Genomic DNA, 17,357 nt, shown 5'->3' on the forward strand with positions numbered 1-17,357 from the left:
ATGAAATTACAAGTTGCATTAGATCGAATTTCATTAGATGAAGCAATTAATTTAGCCTCTAAATTAAATGGAAACGTCGATATTATAGAAATTGGGACATCACTGATAAAAGATTATGGAAACTTAGCAATTGAAAAAATAAGCGCGGTGACAACAAAAAATCAAATACTAGTTGACAGTAAAACTATTGATGAAGGTGCGTATGAGTTTAAACAAGCTTTTAAACATGGTGCAGACATTGTAACTGTGATGGGTGCAGCGAGTTATCAAACTTTATCAGCATGTTATGAAGTGACTAAGCAATGTGGTGGAACAATGATGATTGATTTACTTAATTTAAACTATGAACAAATTTTAGAAATAGATGATTTTTCAAAAGCCATCTATTTGTTGCATCACTCAGTGGATGCAAATGAGGAAGTACAGGTAGCAAATATAATATCAGAATTCAAAAAATCCCATGCACATATTGAACGTATAGCAATTGCTGGCGGAATCGATTATGAATCAACAGAAGACTTAACTCACCAAGATATTATTGAAATCGTGGTCGTTGGATCTAAAATCACTAAGTCGAAAAGCGTAAGTGATACAGCAGAAAAATTTATGGAGGTATTAAACGTATGAGTACGATAAATACAGTTTTAAATGAAATTAGAGAAGTAATGAATTTAGTAGATGAAAAGGAAATTGATGATGTTGTAACAACGTTAACGAAAGAAAAAAGAATATTTGTTGTAGGTGCAGGAAGGAGTGGTTTCCAAGGAAAAGGGTTCGCGATGAGACTGATGCATATTGGTTATCAAAGCTATGTTGTAGGAGAAACGATTACTCCATCAGTTCAAGCTGGTGATGTTTGGTTAGCAATATCAGGTTCTGGAACAACTGAAAGTATTTTGACACAGACAGAAAAAGTGAAAAATCTAGGACTCAGTGTAATTGCATTAACGAGTGATGCAAAATCAAAATTAGCTCAAATTGCGGACAAAACAATTATCGTTCCTGGTGCCACTAAAGTGAATACAGGTGTGAAATCGACACAATTATTATCATCTTTATTTGATCAAACCGTACACATCACGTTAGATATATTAAACCAAAAATTAGCGAAACGTGATAAGACAACGAATCAGAGCGCTAATGCACAACATACAAACTTGGAATAAGATATCTATGAAAAATAAAATTAATGATAGTAGGTGCTATAAATTGAAATATCAAAAAATCTTAAATGAAATAAAAGACAACCAATTTATCGCAGTTTATAGAACCACAGATAAACAAAAGTTTATTGATATCGCTCATATATTAATTGAAAATGAGTTAAAGACAATAGAAGTGACAGCAACAACCCCGCAAGCAAATGAAATTATTAGAGAGCTATCGCAATATAAAGATGTAGTCATTGGTGCTGGGACCATACTAGACAGTGCATCAACAAAGGCCGCCATAGAAGCAGGTGCAAAATTTATTGTAAGCCCTGGATTTGATAAGGATTCAGCCAAATTATCAAATACTTATGGAACACTGTATATTCCAGGGTGTATGACTGTAACAGAAATGATTTACGCTAGCCACTATGGCTGCAATATCATTAAATTGTTTCCTGCCAATCAATTTAGCTCTAAAGCGATTAAAGACTTTCAAGGACCTTTACCGCAATTAGAATTTATCCCAACAGGTGGTATTGGGATAGCTAATGCACAAGAATGGTTAGCTGTAGGTAGTTATGCTATAGGGATTGGCAGTGAAATCACAAAGGTTTATGAGTTAGAAGGCCCAAGCGGACTAGCAAAATATGTACGTGAATTATTGAAACGTAAATAATGTGTAAATAAAAAAGAATGACATAGGAGATGGCCGCTTTTTAAAATTTTAAATTGAACTAACTAATTCTCAGCACAAGAAGACAGAAAATATGACTTTTAAATAGTTTGTTTATCATATTTTATTATAAGAAGATACATCAAAAGAGACTCCCTTTTAAAAGGGAATCTCTTTATTATTTCAAAAATAAATTTTGTCTTAATAACGAACGTTTTAAATTATTGGAATAGCCTACAATATATATTGGGCGGTAGCATTGCACGGCTTTCATTTTCAATCTTATACTTTATTATTTGTCGATATTTTCTTATATATTTCTTATTTAGCGAAATCTAGTCTTATGAATTTTTTACCATTAGGCAAAATATAATTTTCTCTTTTTGATATATTCAGATAAACTCATACCAGAAGAAATATAAATAAATTTCTATAATGCTGTTCAGGTAACCCAACAAAGTTTGATAAATCAAGTAAGTTTAAATTTGTAATTAAATTTTCATCTATATAATCTATAGAATTATTTAGTTGTTTTAAAATCATATCCATCACCTTTCCACCTTATAATAATTGATCACTAAAAGAATGACTCGACAATATCTATATAAAAATAATCGATTATACTGTTAATATATAATTATTACATCTTAATTATATATTTTCCATTTATCTAATTGATGATTATCAAAAACACACATTAAAAAAGACCCCTTATTGAATAAGAAGCCTTCTAATCGTTTTAAAATCAAAACGTGTCTCAATAATAATCGAATTAGCACAGTCCTTTTATTACACATAATCGGCAAATCTATCTCTAAATCGCATATGTAAAATTGATCCCAAACTAAAGATTAAAAGACAAAGGAAGATATTATACAGTGCCAGTTCCCAATGAGTAATAAAATACCATTCGTGGTGTAATATAGCTGCCCTATATCCTCCAGCTAGAAAGTATATCGGATTAAATTGCATAACTGTTCCAACTATTTGATTATTTGGTAAATAGAGTATAGAAGAGACGAAAAATATCATTCTCATTAAAGCTTGTAAAATTAAATGTATGTCTCTAATTAACATACTTAATGTTGAAGCTAATAATGCTATAGCGTTGGTTAAAACTAACGCATAAAACAAGTATATAAATAATTGTAAAGTATATATAGAGGGCTTGTATCCTCCAATAAAACGAACGCCGATAATAATTACTAGTAGAAAAATATGACCATAGAACTTACTAAAAACGACATAACTAGGAATAATAGAAAGCAGGAAATTCATTTTAGCTACTTGATTAAATTTTGAAGTAATAGACTTACTACCTTCTAGAACACCTTCATTTACGAAAAACCACGTACTGATCCCAACAATGAGCCAATATATAAATGGAACGCCCTCCATAACCTTATTACTTCTTAGAGCTAAACCAAACACAAACCAAAAAACTGCAATTTGCATAGTAGGATTAATTAATTCCTACGCCATTCCTAGATAATTCTTTTTGTTAGAAATTCTTAATAGAAATTCCGCTAATCTTCTTATTAAATATAAGTTTTTCAATTGTTCTTTTAATACAAACCATATTGAATTCATTGAAATATATCCTCTTTCTAACTATAACGTTCCATATTGATACAATGTTTCATTTTGAAAGAATTAAAGAACTTCTTTTTAACATAATGAAGAATATTATTTTATAACTTCTACTCTTTTATACCTAACTCTTGCAACGCCATTTTCTCATACTCAGCTCCTCCTGATCCCATAGCGAACTCAGCGATAAACATTGGAAATACGGCATTGAGTTCTATTATATGCTCTTTCATTCGTGGCCACGTTTCTCCTCCAGCTTTACCGTATGCTGTTATGAGTTGCTCTAATCCTTCGTCATCGAATACACGATGGTGTCCAATGAAATCCATTGATGAATCGGAGTGGCTTGCTTCAGTCCAGTCTATGAGACCTGTGACTATCTATCATTATATGTCCTGGATGTAAGTTTCCATGTATCATGGTCGCATGTCGAGGCCATAGTTCGTCGTTTTCTAACCAGTGTTTCCATCTGTTCCATAATTTATCTACTACGCCATAAGTTTTTTAACTTTATTCATTCTTCTCTGAAAGTCATTTTTAATTTATTGTATGGTTTTAGTATTTATATGCTGGGCGACAATTTTTTTGGGGGTATGTTGTGTAAATCTACGAGTGTTTCAGCTAATGTGTTAATAAAGTTTTCTGGTACTGGTTTGTGCTCAATTTCCCATACATAATTTTGTATTTCTGTATCTATTGTTGCTGCGGGTTTTCCTGTAAGTTTTGAGTAAGCGATAAGGTCTTTTGCGTGTATTTTCCACTTCGGTACTTCAAATGAAACATTCTTTTGTAAGAAGTCTACTGTTTGTTTTTCGGATTTTATTCGTATGGGAGATCGTTTAGTTGTAGAATCTATTGATCGATTAGGAAGAAATTATGATGAGATTATTCAAACGGTTAACTATTTAAAAGAAAAGAAGCCCAATTAATGATTACAAGCTTGCCCATGATGAATGAAGCAATTGGGAATACGATCTATTAGTTAACCAAAATTCAAGAAACAACCAAGTATTAAATAGGTTATTATTGAACGCATGATAGAATGAAGGATAGTCAGATGACTTATTGTAATAGGAGGCGGTTATATTTATGGATAAAATAGAACAATTTAATGTAAATTCAAAAGAACTGCTTAATAAAATAGAGTGGTTAGAAAAATTTAAACTCCAAGCTGCGCTTAAAGGTTATACCCCTTCAGAAGTGCATTGTATTGAAGCAATAGAAAAAACTAAAAACCCTAATGTAATTAAACTAGCTTCATCACTTTATTTAACTAGAGGAGCAATTAGTAAACTAACCAAAAAATTAATTGAAAAGGAATTGATTGAGAGTTATAAAGAGAGAAATAATAAAAAAGAAGTTTATTTTAAATTAACTTCTAGAGGAAAAGAAATTTATGAAATTCATGAAAAACTCAATGAAGAGTTTCGTGAAAGAGATAATATCGTTTTTGAACAACTAACCGAAGTTCAATTCAATTATGTGCTCGACTTTCAGGAAAAATATTTAAAGCATTTGGATGAGGAAATTAAAAAAATGGTTTAAACGCTTATTAAGTTCCTATACTATTTTTGTTGAATATTCAACAAAAAATAGTTAATATTATTGTTAAGGAAACAATATTAACTATTAAAAGGAGTTTTTAAATGAAAATGAAAGAAACTGATATTCCTGTTTTAATCGTTGGTGGTGGGCTTGTAGGCTTATCTATGGCTTTGTTTTTATCACAGCAAAATATACGCTATAAATTAATAGAACGTCACGAAAATACCTCCATCCACCCAAAAGCCAGTGGTTTTAATTTACGCACAATGGAATTATACCGAGAATTAGGTATTAAAGACTTGATCCAAAACCAAGGTAAAGATTTGGCTAAAAGTCACGGATGGTATACAGTTCATACGCTAGCTGAAGCCAATTTTTCTGACGAGAATATAGATAATACAAAAGATCCAAAAGCGCGAATGTCAAAAGCTTTAACTAATACAATTAGCCCAGAAAAATTTACTAGTTGTTCTCAAAATCAAGCAGAACCAATTTTACTTGAAGAAGCTAATTCTCGAGGGGGAGACTTAAATTTTTATAAAGAATTAATTAATTTTGAACAACATAAAAATTATGTCTTAGCTACTATCCGTAACCGTTTGAATGGAACTGAAGAAAAAATTAAAGCACAATATATGGTTGCAGCAGATGGAGTTAAGAGTCCAATACGCAAATCACTTGATATACCAACTAAAACCGAGAATGTCTACGGCCATATTATTAACGTATATTTTAAAGCTGATCTTAGTATGTATATCAAGGGGCACGAATTTTTCGGTTGTAACATTACTCATGAAGAAGCTTCAGGCACACTATTTCCAGTTAATAACAAGGATTTGTGGTGCTTTCATGTCTCCTATAATCCTGAATTAGGAGAAACGATTGATGATTTTGATTGGGAATACTGTTACAAATTACTAAAAAAAGCACTTGGTCTACCCAACATTGATATTAATATTATAAGTATACTTCCATGGATACCTAAAGAACGTATTACTGAACATTTTCAAAGTGAACGTGTATTTTTAGCTGGAGACGCAGCTCATGAAATGCCCCCTACTGGTGGTTTTGGTGCTAATACTGGTATACAAGACGCACACAATTTAGCATGGAAGTTAGCAATGGTTATAAAAAAACAAGCTGGGGATGATTTATTAACCAGTTACGAAGAAGAACGAAAACCTATAGCTGAATTCACCATTCAACAAGCTAGACGTATAGCAGAATCAGGGAAGGTCTCAGCTATTAAAAGAAAAAATCATCAATCTACTTCAATGAGTGATCATTTAATTGCTACAGTAGGTTATCATTATTTATCTAATGCTATAATAACCCAACAAAACGAACAAAATACTACTCAAAATTTTGAATTAAATGGAAAAGTAGGTACACGTTTGCCTCATATAAGAGCTGTATATGAAAATAAGAGTCTCTCTTTCATAGATTTACCAAAAGGGGAATTTACTTTAATACTAGGAGAATATGACGACCAATGGGTAGATGCAATAGAGAAAATAAAGAAACAATTCCAAATTAATATAAATATATATACTATTGGAAGAAATGGTAATTTATCCGTAGATAAAAGAGATTGGGAGAATGTATATCAAGCAAATTCATCTACTGTTTTACTCGTTAGACCAGACCATTTTGTTTGTTGGCGAAAAGATACAAATGTTACATCTCCTCAACATGTTCTTGAAAATATATTAACTAAAATACTAATGGTTAATTAAAGTTATATGAATTAGACTGATTTGTATTGCTTTTGCGTTCCCAACAAGATATTACTGAGAATGCATAAACAGAATACAAGATTTTATATTTACATTACTTAGATGAATATAAAATCCAATATTAACAATAATTATTATTTTAGTGAAAAATTATAATTATTTTCCTTCTAACAATACTGAAAATCGATATATATCTATTTGTTTTCGCGACTGATTTTATCGGATTAGTAAATATTTATTTAAGTAATTAAAAATTTGATAATAAGAAAAAACGTATTAAAAATATTCGATCGTTTTAAATGATTGGAATAGCCTACAATATATATAGTAGGCGGTAGCATTGCACGACTTTCCTTTTCAATCTTATACTTTATTATTTATCGATATTTTCTTATATATTTCTTGTTTAGCGAAATCTAGTCTTAAGAATTTTTTACCATTAGGCAAATTATATTCTTTTTGATCAATAAATTCATAATTTATATTTGAGAATGCTTCAAGTAATTCATTAGGTTCTATCTTATGTAAAATTAGCTCTAAAGAATCAAAATCTGAAGTGTACTCTGATTCGCTTACAAAATCATCTGCTTCTTTGCCTTGTATCGTACAAGTAATTACATCTAGAGCATTTTCATTTCTATCGATTAAGTTAACAAATTGGTTAACTCCAACATATTCAATGATTAGGTTTGAGATTAGTAAATTAATCTTAGGTAAATCGAAAGATTTATCATTAAAGTCGCTTTCAATCAAAGTTAGTTTCTCTTTCATATACGAAAACCTATTTGCACAAATTTCTAAGTAGTTTTTATTAATATCAAACCCATATACTTTTGTTGTTGTTGATAAATCTATTTGTTCTAGGCCATTACCTCCAGCGATTCCAAGGATACCCACTACATCACTGTTATAAAGATCTAATTGCTCTTTTGTTATTTGATTTAAAGTTTGCAACTGATGTACATTGTCAGACTTTATATGCTTTTCATATGTTTCAAAATTTATATCTTGCCATGGGTTATTCAATAATTGCCATCCTCTCTTGATGAATTTATCGTGGTTCTAACACAAAGAAAGCCGTCTAAACGGCAACATGAAATTGTAAAGTACTATCAAATTTAATACGGAATCTCTTAATTATTCTAAATTAAAATTCTGTTCTATTTAAGACCTTTGAATAAGGTCATTTTTAGTAATTTATTTTAATTTGGACATAAACTGATATGCAGTCACTCCATAACGGTGTTTAAAGCACTTATTTAGATGCGTTAAATCTACAAAGCCACATTCTGAGACCGCCCAATATATATCTTTATGTGATTCAATAATATGCTTGGCTAATTCCACCTTATAATTCATATAGTACTGATAAGGTGTGATTCTCATATATTTTTTAAAAAAGCGTATAAATTGATATTTAGACATGTTTAATTCTTTGCTAATTTTTTCTAAATTAAAATTTTGAACTAGACTACTTTTGATGACTTGTTTAGCTATTTTTAATTTACTATTATCATTTTTTAAATGCTGATAATTTGTATCTACATATATGCTATCAGTTAAATTTTGAAAGTATTCATAGCATATATTATCTGTTTGTCCGTTGAAAATAGCATGAGTTAAATGAAGCACATTTTGTTCAATCTTTTTATTATAAATAATAGAATCTTGGAAGTGGACTAATTGTTTTAAAGTCGTGGCTTCTAGTAGTTGATCTGGCTTAATGTAGAGCATGACATATTCTAAGGTTTGGTCATTATATGACATACCATCATGCTCTTCTTCTGGATTAAAAAACATAATGCCACTAGGACGAGATAATTGTTTTTGCCCATTTAAGTGGTAGGATTGATAACCTTTTAGCGTTACGCCTATCGCGTACTCTTGATGTGAATGTTTTTGGTAAATAAAATCGTCCATTTTTGCATGTAGTGCAGTAATATTAATAGCATTTTTAAATGTAAATTCGTTCATCAAAACGCACCTCCAAATCAAATATTTTAAATCCATACCATAACTGCTGCGTATATTAAGAATATAGCCATAATCATATTAACGAGTAATTCATATCTCTGTAAAAAACTTTGTAATAGTAATCCAAATAAGACCCAAAGACTAAATGAAAATAGTGCTATGATTGAAATGATAATTACAAAAATAGAGATAGTAAAGATAGAATTATAATTTTTTAAGACAAAAGTAGGTATAACAGTCATTGTAAAAGTAATAACTTTGGGGTTTAAAAACTGTAAGGTAAACCCTGATTTGAATGACCCTATGTTTTTATTTGATTCATTATTATTATGGATTTTGAATAATGTGTAGACTAAATATAACATGTATAGGCTACCAATAAATTTCATAATAAATAATATACTAGGCATAATTTGAGATAATAGAGTGTTTAAAATTGTAGAAATAATCAGTAAAACTATAAAAGCTATTATAGCTCCATACGTATATTTTACACTTGCAGGTCTCCCTTTACTTTTTATTGTATTTAATATATCAATATTTGTTGGTCCTGGCGTTGCAGTGACTAGAAACGTATAAAACAAAAAGGACAAAATATTCATTGTTATACAACCTTTCTTTTATGATTCATAATTAGAAAGAATAATACAAATGAATAGAAATATATAGTAAATTATTGCGATAAAAATGTACTTACCTCAATGCGTAACAAATTCTCTCTTATAAATTAAAAAGATAAAGAAAACTCTGAAAATTTTTTACATTTTGATGGATACTATGTAGTGGTTATCAGAAGATACAATAAAAGAGACTTCTTTAAGAAAGAAGTCTCTTAATCGTTTCAAATCTAATATCGTCTTAATAACTATTGTTTTAAATAATCTAATAATCACACAGAAGTTACTACTAAAAAGGATGGATGTTGTGTCATATATTTTTCTTTCCATTCAATTTCTATACGTTCCCATTTATAATTTTCAATCTTTAACCTGAATAAACCATGATTATTAAAAGCGTAAACAACACCACTTTCTGTTATGTCTGTTGCAAGTTCATAGATAAAACTCCCATTTACTGGAAGATTTTCTGATATTTCTTTCCATGGTTCTTCATCAATTTTTCTATAGATTGTGGAATAACGCTTGTGCTTTTCGTCATCTTTAAAGTGTGCCTTCATAGGACTTTCTGAAGCTGAAACAAACCGATCATCAGGATTTTCGGGATCAATAGCCATGCTATAAAGGTAGGGATGAGCTTCTAATCCTTTACTCATATATTTCCATACTTTGCCATCATTTTCACTTTCTGCATACGCACTACTAGAATCCAAAAAGCCATCACCACATGCTGCATATAATCTTCCGGGTGCAAGTGAATGAGCAAGTAACGTGTGTGTGTCTTTAGGGCTTAAAAATGGTCTGTCATTCCATGTTTGACCAAAATCTGTAGTATAGATAAAGGCGCCAAATTCAATAGCTACATTTAACCCCTTGTTATTTGAATAACTAGGAGCAATACTTTGAACGTGATTAGTGTATGGACGTGGTGGAAATTGCCAAAATGGTTTAGACGGTAAGTTTTGAATCGCTTTAAATTCTGTAAACGTAAGTCCGCCATCTTGAGAATAATAAAGTTCACTTGGTTCTGTACCAACGTATAGAGTTCCATCTGTATCGTCAATGGCTAGTGATGTGATATATGCAGATTTGATTCCCTTTCCTTTATTTGGTTCATGATAATTATTAACTTGACCTATAGCAAACCAGCTTTCCCCGCCGTCTTCACTTTTCCATAAACCATTTCCATATGTTCCACAAAAAATTTGGTTTCTATTTTGATGATTCACGACTAGATCAGTGGGTTGTGTACCTTTTAAATGGCTAGTTGAATCATGGTCATTTCTTGTTTCTGTTACCATTAATAATTCATCTTCTAACCCTAGAAAAAATTTTTTCATATTGAATCATCCTTTCTTTTTTGAGGTGAAATTTTCAAATTAAACCTTAAAAACAATGTTATCAAAAAAATTTTTGGTATTATATCCATCAATAGGATGTTTTTCTCTAAAAATTAGAAAGAAGCCTTATAAAAGACTTCTTTCCACAAATTTTTCATTTTAAAATATTAATCCATAAATCCTTCTGGTGGCGGTGTGCCCCATAAATTTGCTGCATCATCCGTATTTTTCCAAACTTTGGGTTTTTGTGGGTTGCTGTCATGCACTAAACGTGGCTCAAAAGCGCCTTGTTTTTCATTAATAATATCTAATTCTGTAAATAGTTCGATTTTATTTCCTTCTGGATCATTATGGTAAGTAGATATATTATGCCCTATACCATGTCTTACTGGACCCCAAATTAAAGATTTATTATTTTTATAAAGTAAATCATTACTAGTAATAATATGTGCTGCATCTTTAAGTTCAAATGCCAAATGATGCATTTTTTGTGTTTTTTTAGATTCAATAAAATTCACTGTATGATGGTCTTGATTACATCTCATGAAACAAAAGAAATCATCCATCCAATCTGAGACTTTAAACCCTAAAAACGTTTCATAAAATTCAACCGTTTGTTCAACGTCATCGACAGTAAATGCGATATGACCTAGTTTATCAGGGCTAATACCTTCATTTTTATAATCAATGTTTGTTTTAGGACTTTCTAAAAAAAGATGAATTAAATGACCATCAAGGTCTGATAATTCTATAAGTTCAGGTACATTGTATTCTTCATTATATTTAATATGTGCTGCAATATTGTTATCATGAAAATATTGAATAATAGTTTTAAAGCTATTATCCGTTGCTATTTCAAAAGATAAGCTTTGGAACCCAAAATTACTTTTAGTGGGTTTCAAAGTTAAATTGTGATGATCTACTCCAAAACTAAGATAACGATTCATATCTTTATCAGTTTCTATATGATACATACCGATAACACGAGTATAATAATCCTGCATCTTTTCAATATCATTTGTATTCAAAGTTACATTAACTAAGCGTACAATCTCAAACATTTATTATTCCTCCAGTGTGCTGGTAAATTGTTTTAAATCAATTCATTTTGGAACGCCCAGTTTACATCCACTAATGAAGACTCATATAACCAATTTTTCTATTATTGTAATTTATTAATATCGATTCTTCTTTATCTTGTTACACCACTAAAATTCCCAGCAAGTGTCATAGGTGCATTTAAATCTACTAAGAATAATACCAATGACGTGTCTTTTAATAACTTAATCTCTGAAAAATTATTATTTTCAGTTGTAATAGCTTCTCCTTTTTCGAGAATATTATTAGAAATATCAATATTACCATCCATCACATACAATCATGGTGTCATACCTTCATATTGAGGCACTTCAATAACATCATTTTTTTACCATGATAATCCATTACAATTACATTTTGTCTAATTATTAAAGGGGGATTAATTTTTTCTGGACCAGCAACTAAATTCCAATCGTTATTACTATTTATTTCAACATTTGAAAATTGAACTTCTGGTTCTAGGTCTTTTTCTCTCGGTCTAATGAATATTTGAAGCATCTCTATTGAACCTTTTGGTGTTGATTCTTCATGAAAAAAACTTTTACCTGCGCCCATCATCATATGTTTGGCAGGTGAAATTATCACTTTTTCTCCTGTTGAATCTTCATGCAACATATTTCCTTTCCATATATAGCTTAATATTTCATCATTAACGTGTTCGTGCATACGAACCAGTGCGCCTTCTGCTAAATTTGCATGATCAATTCTACTCAAAGGACCAAAGGCAAAGTCATCCAATTCTGGGTTTTGCCATATTAACGCCGGTCTAATAAGTTTTATAGAAAACATTTGATTGCCTTGAGGGAAAACTTGTTCTTTTTTTAATATATTCATATTAAACCAACCTTTCAAAAGTTATTCTTCAATAAAAGGATAATCAGTGTAACCTTCTTCATTACCACCATAAAATTTTTGTGGGTTTGGATCATTTAAAGGTAAACCTTTTTGCAAGCGTTTAACAATATCTGGATTTGCAAGTGCAAAAGTACCTAAAGGAGCAACATCCGCTAACCCTTCATCAATATCTCTACTAATTTCATTTACTGATCTACCACCTCGATTTACAAGTAATGGATTTGACCATATTTTTCTAATATCTTTTAATAGACTTTCATTACCTGTATGCATCACATGCAGGTATGCCAATCCCATTTTATCTAGTTCTTTAACAAAATAACGATATAGATCTTCTCCATTATCACCTTCATCAATATCGCCTAATGGAACATTAGGTGATATACGAAATCCCGTTTTAGAAGCTCCAATCTCATCAACAATCGCTTTTGTTACTTCAATCGCAAAACGAGCCCGATTTTCAATAGAACCACCATATTCGTCTTTTCTCAAATTTGTATTATCACCAAGAAATTGATGAACAAGATAACCGTTAGCACCATGTATCTCGATACCATCAGCTCCAGCTGCTATAGCAGAGGCTGCTGCATGTCTAAATTCATCAACAATTGCCTTAATTTCTGAATTACTAAGTTCTCTTGGAGTTGGAATCGGTTTTTTACCTTCTGCGGTATGCATTTCAACATCAGGTTTCACAGCTGAAGGTGCTACAGGTTGGCGATGGTGTATTGAATTATCTGGATGTGCAATACGTCCAGTATGCATCAACTGTATAAATAAATAAGCATTTTCTTTATGCACAGCATCTGTAACTTTTTTCCAACCATCTATATGTGCTTGATTATAAATTCCTGGTGAGTTCATGTATCCTTGACCATCATCAGAAGGTTGTGTCCCTTCTGTAATTAATAAACCTAACGAAGCACGTTGACTATAATATTTAGCTGCAGATTTATTTGGTACACCATCATTATAAGCTCTACTTCTAGTCATCGGTGATAAAGCTAAACGATGATTTAAAGTCATTTCACCGATTTGTATACTATTCCATAAATTATTCATATTACTGTACCTCCTACTTTGTTTAACTAACCATATTATTAATCAAACATTGAAATAATGTAAGTAGGGATAATTATTTTACATAGGAACAATTATTAGACTATTATATATACAAAGGTTTAATAGGATGGTGACAATATGGAATATAAGGAATTGCAAAAAACTTTAGAAATCTTTGTAGCAAAATGGAAGCCTATTATCATTTATCAATTATTAGATAAAGGAACTTTAAGATACAGTGAATTGCAAAAGCTCATACCAGATATTAATAAAAGAATGTTGACGTTACGTTTAAGAGAACTTGAAGAAGATGGTATTATTAATCGGAAAGTTTATGAACAAATTCCACCTAAGGTTGAATACTCGATAACTGAGTATGGGGCTTTATTGGGACCTGTTTTAGATCATATGAATAGTTGGGGAAAAAAACATATATCGCCTAATAAACATAAAATAATAACAGATGAAGATAATCCAGGTTATACATGCCAAGCACTAACAACTATTAACCTTATTGTAGGGAAATGGAAAACAATTATTATATTAGAATTGTTGGAAAATGATAGAAGGTTTAATGAGTTTTTAAAAAATATACCTTCTATAAATAGACAAATGTTGACTAACCAACTTCATGAATTATTAGCCGAAGGTATAATAGATCGAAAAGTATATAACCAGGTCCCACCTAAGGTTGTTTATTCATTGACCAATTATGGTAGAACATTAGAACCTGTTTTATTAGAGTTATCAAAATGGGGTCTCAAGCACATTGATAAACCAAATACCAACATGCCCATTTAAAATTATTTATCAACCAGTATACTATCATAGGTTAATTAAACATATTTGGTGGATACATGTCTTAATGAAATTAGTTATGTAATTAAAATTAGGAGTGAGAGCTACAATTAGCTCAGGCTAAAAACCAATACCTAAAAAGAAAATGAAAACTTTATTAAAATTTAAGCTGTAGCTGTGAACCCCGCTAACCTAGACGGCCGTTATGAAATCATTTAAGAAATTAAAGAAATGGTGTTAGAGAATATATATTTTATTATAGGAGTGATAGTTATGAATAATGAAGTATTAATAGTTGGCGCTGGTCCTAGTGGTTTAGCTTTAGCTATTTCATTAAGTAACCAAAGAATCCCATTTAGAATTATAGATAAAAACGACGGCCCTGGTACTGAGTCAAGAGCAATGGTTATTCAAGCAAGGGTACTAGAGTTCTATCAACAGTTTGGTTTTGCAGATAAAGTTACTGAAAAAGGTATAACAGTCAATACTTTTAATATATATAAAAATAAACGCAACGTGGCTGAAGCACCCGTTGGTGAAATTGGTAAGGGTATGAGTCCGTTTCCATATATATTGACGTTACCTCAGGATGTCCACGAGAAAATCTTAGTTGAGGAACTCAATAAGTTAGGTCATAAAGTTTATTGGGGGCAAGAATTAGTAGACTTCAGTGATGGTGAAGATGTTGTAGAATCCACTATTAATACATTAGATGGCAAATTAACTGAAACGTTTGCATACGTTTGTGGATGTGATGGCGCAAGTAGTATAGTTAGGGAATCTTTAGGTATTAGTTTCCCAGGCGGGACATACCCACAAACATTCTTTGTTGCTGACGTAGAGAATGATGTTCCCTTTAAAGGCGGCGCTATCGGTTTTCATGATGATTATTTTTGTGTAGGATTTCCGGTCAGAACAACAGGACAAGTCAGACTTATTGGTGTAGTGCCTGAGCAATATAAAATTGACGGTCATAGCCCCAAAAATTTCACTCCGCTTATCCCATATGCACAAAGTATATTATCAGTGAAAATAAATAAAGTAAATTGGTACTCTTTATATCGTGTACATCATCGTGTTGCTGATAAATTTAGAGAAGGTCGTGTTTTTATATGTGGAGATGCTGCACATATCCATAGTCCAGCTGGGGGACAAGGTATGAATACAGGAATCAGTGATGCTTTAAATTTATCTTGGAAAATAGCCGCAGTTATGAAAAACAAAGCCTCGTCAACATTATTAGACACGTATGAGCCTGAGCGCATAAAATTTGCTCAAACTTTAGTGCATACTACAGACAAAGCTTTTCAACTAATGACCAATAATCGTTATGTTAAAAATTTAGTAATTCCTTTCTTTGCACCACGCTTGTTACATTTTAGAACCTTCAAAAATTTATTATTTAAAACGGTTTCTCAAATTAGAATTAATTACCACGAAAGCAATTTAAGTGACGGGACGTGTAGGAAGATAAAAGGTGGTGATCGTTTACCATGGGTTCACACTGATAAGTTTGATAATTTTGCCCCCTTAAAGTCGTTAGATTGGCAAATTCATGTGTATGGTGAAGCTAATCACAAGGTTGAAACTTTAGCGTTTAAAACAGGTATCCCTTTATATAACGTGGCTTGGTCTCGTTCAATACAAGCGAAAGGGATTAAATCTAATTCAGTTTTTTTAATTCGTCCAGATGGTTACATTTCAGTGGCAACAGATAATCAAAATCTCGAACCAGTAAAAAATATGATTCACTATTATAATATTCGTCGATTAAACTAAATAATTTATGAGAAACAAAAAGAGAAGCACAATAATTAAATTGTGCTTACCTTTTTCATTTATTAAGGACTACTTTTCTATACTATATAAATGAAAAATAAAGGTTGTCCCAAGCTAGTAAAGCTAAACGAAATCAGGCACAACAGATGGCACAAGTATCATCAAAACAAAAAGGATTGGTTGAAAAGCCGCCCAAAAACAAGCTAAGCATATGGAAAAAATATAGCACTAGTAGGTGCTAATGGAGTAGGTAAGACAACTTTATTGGAAACGATTTACCACCAAATAGAGGTATTGATTGTTCTCCTAAAGTACAAATGGCTTATTATCGTCAGCTTGCTTATGAAGAAATGCGTGATGTTACTTTATTACAATATTTAATGGACGAAACTGATTCATCCGAATCATTCGGTAGAGCTATATTAAATAACTTGGGTTTACTTGGGTTTAAATGAAGCTCTTGAGCCTTCTTGTAAAGTTTTGAGCGGCGGCGAAAGAACGAAATTATCGTTAGCGGTATCATTTTCAACTAAAGCGAATATGTTAATTTTAGATGAGCCAATTAATTTTTAGACATTAAAATATTAGAAGCACAAGAGCGTATCGAAGAAGGAGTGAAAGATATTTTATCTCGATTCTTTAATAATGAAGCATTTCAAGATAAAGATGTTATTGTTGGCGGTGGCCAAATTACAAGCAAAAGTTATACTACAAAATAATTATATTTTAGTATAAGCTATTCAATACAGTTAGTTTTTTATTTTTTCTTTAAAAAGTTAAAAAGATTAAGAAAAACACTTCACATTTATTTGTGAAGTGTTTTATATATTTTCTCATGTAAAAGAAAGAGATTAAAAAGTTAACATAATAGTAATTTATAAGAATTTAGAAGGAAAAGGGTTGTTTTTACACTTTTTATAACACATTTTTATTGTATAATTTTCTCGCTTTAATTTTTCCATTTTATTTTTAAATAGTCATTAATTAATGATGTGTAATTACTCAATTCACTTCCCTGTAGTTTTTCATTATATTTTACAATTAGTTTTTTTAACTACGACTATAATTAAGACACTTACAAACGTTTGTAAGTGTCTTAATCATTTTAAAATCAAATTTCGTCTTAATAATGTTACTTT

General features: G+C 30.9%; 15 protein-coding genes and 6 pseudogenes. 10 read left to right on the plus strand and 11 right to left on the minus strand.

Features of this window, described 5'->3' with window-relative positions:
* Genes ACSUE0_RS02005 through eda form a run of 3 tightly spaced genes read left to right on the plus strand, consistent with a single transcriptional unit; the run spans nt 1 to nt 1,827 of the window.
* A complete protein-coding gene (locus ACSUE0_RS02005; protein ID WP_119614047.1) occupies nt 1–627 on the plus strand; it encodes an orotidine 5'-phosphate decarboxylase / HUMPS family protein in 627 nt (208 codons plus the stop codon).
* Nucleotides 624–1,166: a 6-phospho-3-hexuloisomerase gene (hxlB, locus tag ACSUE0_RS02010; protein ID WP_119614048.1), complete on the plus strand. Its 543-nt coding sequence runs from the start codon at nt 624–626 to the stop codon at nt 1,164–1,166. The genes ACSUE0_RS02005 and hxlB overlap by 4 nt, the downstream gene beginning before the upstream one ends.
* A 43-nt stretch (nt 1,167–1,209) precedes the next feature.
* Nucleotides 1,210–1,827 carry a bifunctional 4-hydroxy-2-oxoglutarate aldolase/2-dehydro-3-deoxy-phosphogluconate aldolase gene (gene eda, locus ACSUE0_RS02015; protein WP_259338049.1) on the plus strand — a complete coding sequence of 206 codons (618 nt, stop codon included), beginning with the start codon at nt 1,210–1,212 and terminating at the stop codon, nt 1,825–1,827.
* 399 nt (nt 1,828–2,226) lie between these two features.
* On the opposite strand, the gene ACSUE0_RS02020 is transcribed toward eda, so the two are convergent.
* From ACSUE0_RS02020 to ACSUE0_RS02030, 3 genes and pseudogenes are all read right to left on the minus strand, one after another.
* The gene (locus ACSUE0_RS02020) at nt 2,227–2,373 is read right to left on the minus strand and encodes a hypothetical protein (RefSeq protein WP_436955846.1); all 147 of its coding nucleotides are present in this window, start codon (nt 2,371–2,373) and stop codon (nt 2,227–2,229) included.
* A 240-nt stretch (nt 2,374–2,613) separates the two neighbouring features.
* Nucleotides 2,614–3,414: pseudogene (locus ACSUE0_RS02025) on the minus strand (ABC transporter permease).
* Between the two features lie 110 nt (nt 3,415–3,524).
* Nucleotides 3,525–4,240 (minus strand): annotated as a pseudogene (locus ACSUE0_RS02030) (macrolide 2'-phosphotransferase); the annotation flags it as partial.
* Between ACSUE0_RS02030 and ACSUE0_RS02035 the strand changes: the two are divergent.
* The 3 genes and pseudogenes from ACSUE0_RS02035 to ACSUE0_RS02045 all read left to right on the plus strand — a co-directional run.
* A pseudogene (locus tag ACSUE0_RS02035) lies at nt 4,230–4,390 on the plus strand (recombinase family protein); the annotation flags it as partial. The pseudogenes ACSUE0_RS02030 and ACSUE0_RS02035 sit on opposite strands and share 11 nt — an antisense overlap.
* Nucleotides 4,391–4,503: 113 nt before the next feature.
* Nucleotides 4,504–4,959, plus strand: a complete 456-nt coding sequence (locus ACSUE0_RS02040) for a MarR family transcriptional regulator (protein WP_436955848.1) — start codon at nt 4,504–4,506, stop codon at nt 4,957–4,959.
* Nucleotides 4,960–5,060: 101 nt separating this feature from the next.
* The gene (locus ACSUE0_RS02045; RefSeq protein WP_436955850.1) at nt 5,061–6,695 is read left to right on the plus strand and encodes an FAD-dependent monooxygenase; all 1,635 of its coding nucleotides are present in this window, start codon (nt 5,061–5,063) and stop codon (nt 6,693–6,695) included.
* Between the two features lie 363 nt (nt 6,696–7,058).
* Here ACSUE0_RS02045 and ACSUE0_RS02050 read toward each other — a convergent pair whose 3' ends face one another.
* The 8 genes from ACSUE0_RS02050 to ACSUE0_RS02085 all read right to left on the minus strand — a co-directional run bounded on the left by ACSUE0_RS02050 (nt 7,059) and on the right by ACSUE0_RS02085 (nt 13,641).
* Complete coding sequence (locus tag ACSUE0_RS02050; protein WP_436955852.1) at nt 7,059–7,721, minus strand: hypothetical protein; 663 nt, start codon at nt 7,719–7,721, stop codon at nt 7,059–7,061.
* Nucleotides 7,722–7,892: 171 nt separating this feature from the next.
* Entirely contained in the window at nt 7,893–8,669 is a 777-nt protein-coding gene (locus ACSUE0_RS02055) for an AraC family transcriptional regulator (RefSeq protein ID WP_119614910.1), read from the minus strand.
* A gap of 26 nt (nt 8,670–8,695) precedes the next feature.
* Nucleotides 8,696–9,253: a LysE family translocator gene (locus ACSUE0_RS02060; protein WP_436955855.1), complete on the minus strand. Its 558-nt coding sequence runs from the start codon at nt 9,251–9,253 to the stop codon at nt 8,696–8,698.
* A 305-nt stretch (nt 9,254–9,558) separates the two neighbouring features.
* Nucleotides 9,559–10,626: a sialidase family protein gene (locus ACSUE0_RS02065; protein ID WP_119614912.1), complete on the minus strand. Its 1,068-nt coding sequence runs from the start codon at nt 10,624–10,626 to the stop codon at nt 9,559–9,561.
* Nucleotides 10,627–10,793: 167 nt separating this feature from the next.
* The gene (locus ACSUE0_RS02070; protein ID WP_436955857.1) at nt 10,794–11,687 is read right to left on the minus strand and encodes a VOC family protein; all 894 of its coding nucleotides are present in this window, start codon (nt 11,685–11,687) and stop codon (nt 10,794–10,796) included.
* A 131-nt stretch (nt 11,688–11,818) separates the two neighbouring features.
* The gene (locus ACSUE0_RS02075; RefSeq protein WP_436955858.1) at nt 11,819–11,995 is read right to left on the minus strand and encodes a hypothetical protein; all 177 of its coding nucleotides are present in this window, start codon (nt 11,993–11,995) and stop codon (nt 11,819–11,821) included.
* Between the two features lie 17 nt (nt 11,996–12,012).
* Nucleotides 12,013–12,558, minus strand: coding sequence for a pirin family protein (locus ACSUE0_RS02080; protein WP_436955859.1), 546 nt, complete (start codon nt 12,556–12,558; stop codon nt 12,013–12,015).
* A gap of 21 nt (nt 12,559–12,579) precedes the next feature.
* On the minus strand, nt 12,580–13,641 hold the full coding sequence (locus ACSUE0_RS02085; protein WP_436955861.1) for an alkene reductase: 1,062 nt from the start codon (nt 13,639–13,641) through the stop codon (nt 12,580–12,582).
* Nucleotides 13,642–13,779: 138 nt separating this feature from the next.
* On the opposite strand from ACSUE0_RS02085, the pseudogene ACSUE0_RS02090 reads away from it, so the two are divergent.
* From ACSUE0_RS02090 to ACSUE0_RS02105, 4 genes and pseudogenes are all read left to right on the plus strand, one after another.
* Nucleotides 13,780–14,073: pseudogene (locus ACSUE0_RS02090) on the plus strand (winged helix-turn-helix transcriptional regulator); the annotation flags it as partial.
* A gap of 90 nt (nt 14,074–14,163) precedes the next feature.
* Nucleotides 14,164–14,442: pseudogene (locus ACSUE0_RS02095) on the plus strand (winged helix-turn-helix transcriptional regulator); the annotation flags it as partial.
* A gap of 270 nt (nt 14,443–14,712) precedes the next feature.
* The gene (locus tag ACSUE0_RS02100; protein ID WP_119614915.1) at nt 14,713–16,218 is read left to right on the plus strand and encodes an FAD-dependent monooxygenase; all 1,506 of its coding nucleotides are present in this window, start codon (nt 14,713–14,715) and stop codon (nt 16,216–16,218) included.
* A gap of 101 nt (nt 16,219–16,319) precedes the next feature.
* Nucleotides 16,320–16,817 (plus strand): annotated as a pseudogene (locus tag ACSUE0_RS02105) (ATP-binding cassette domain-containing protein); the annotation flags it as partial.
* Between the last annotated feature and the right edge of the window lie 540 nt (nt 16,818–17,357).

Source organism: Staphylococcus sp. AS1337, assembly GCF_051408735.1.
Classification (GTDB): Bacteria; Bacillota; Bacilli; order Staphylococcales; family Staphylococcaceae; genus Staphylococcus; species Staphylococcus xylosus_B.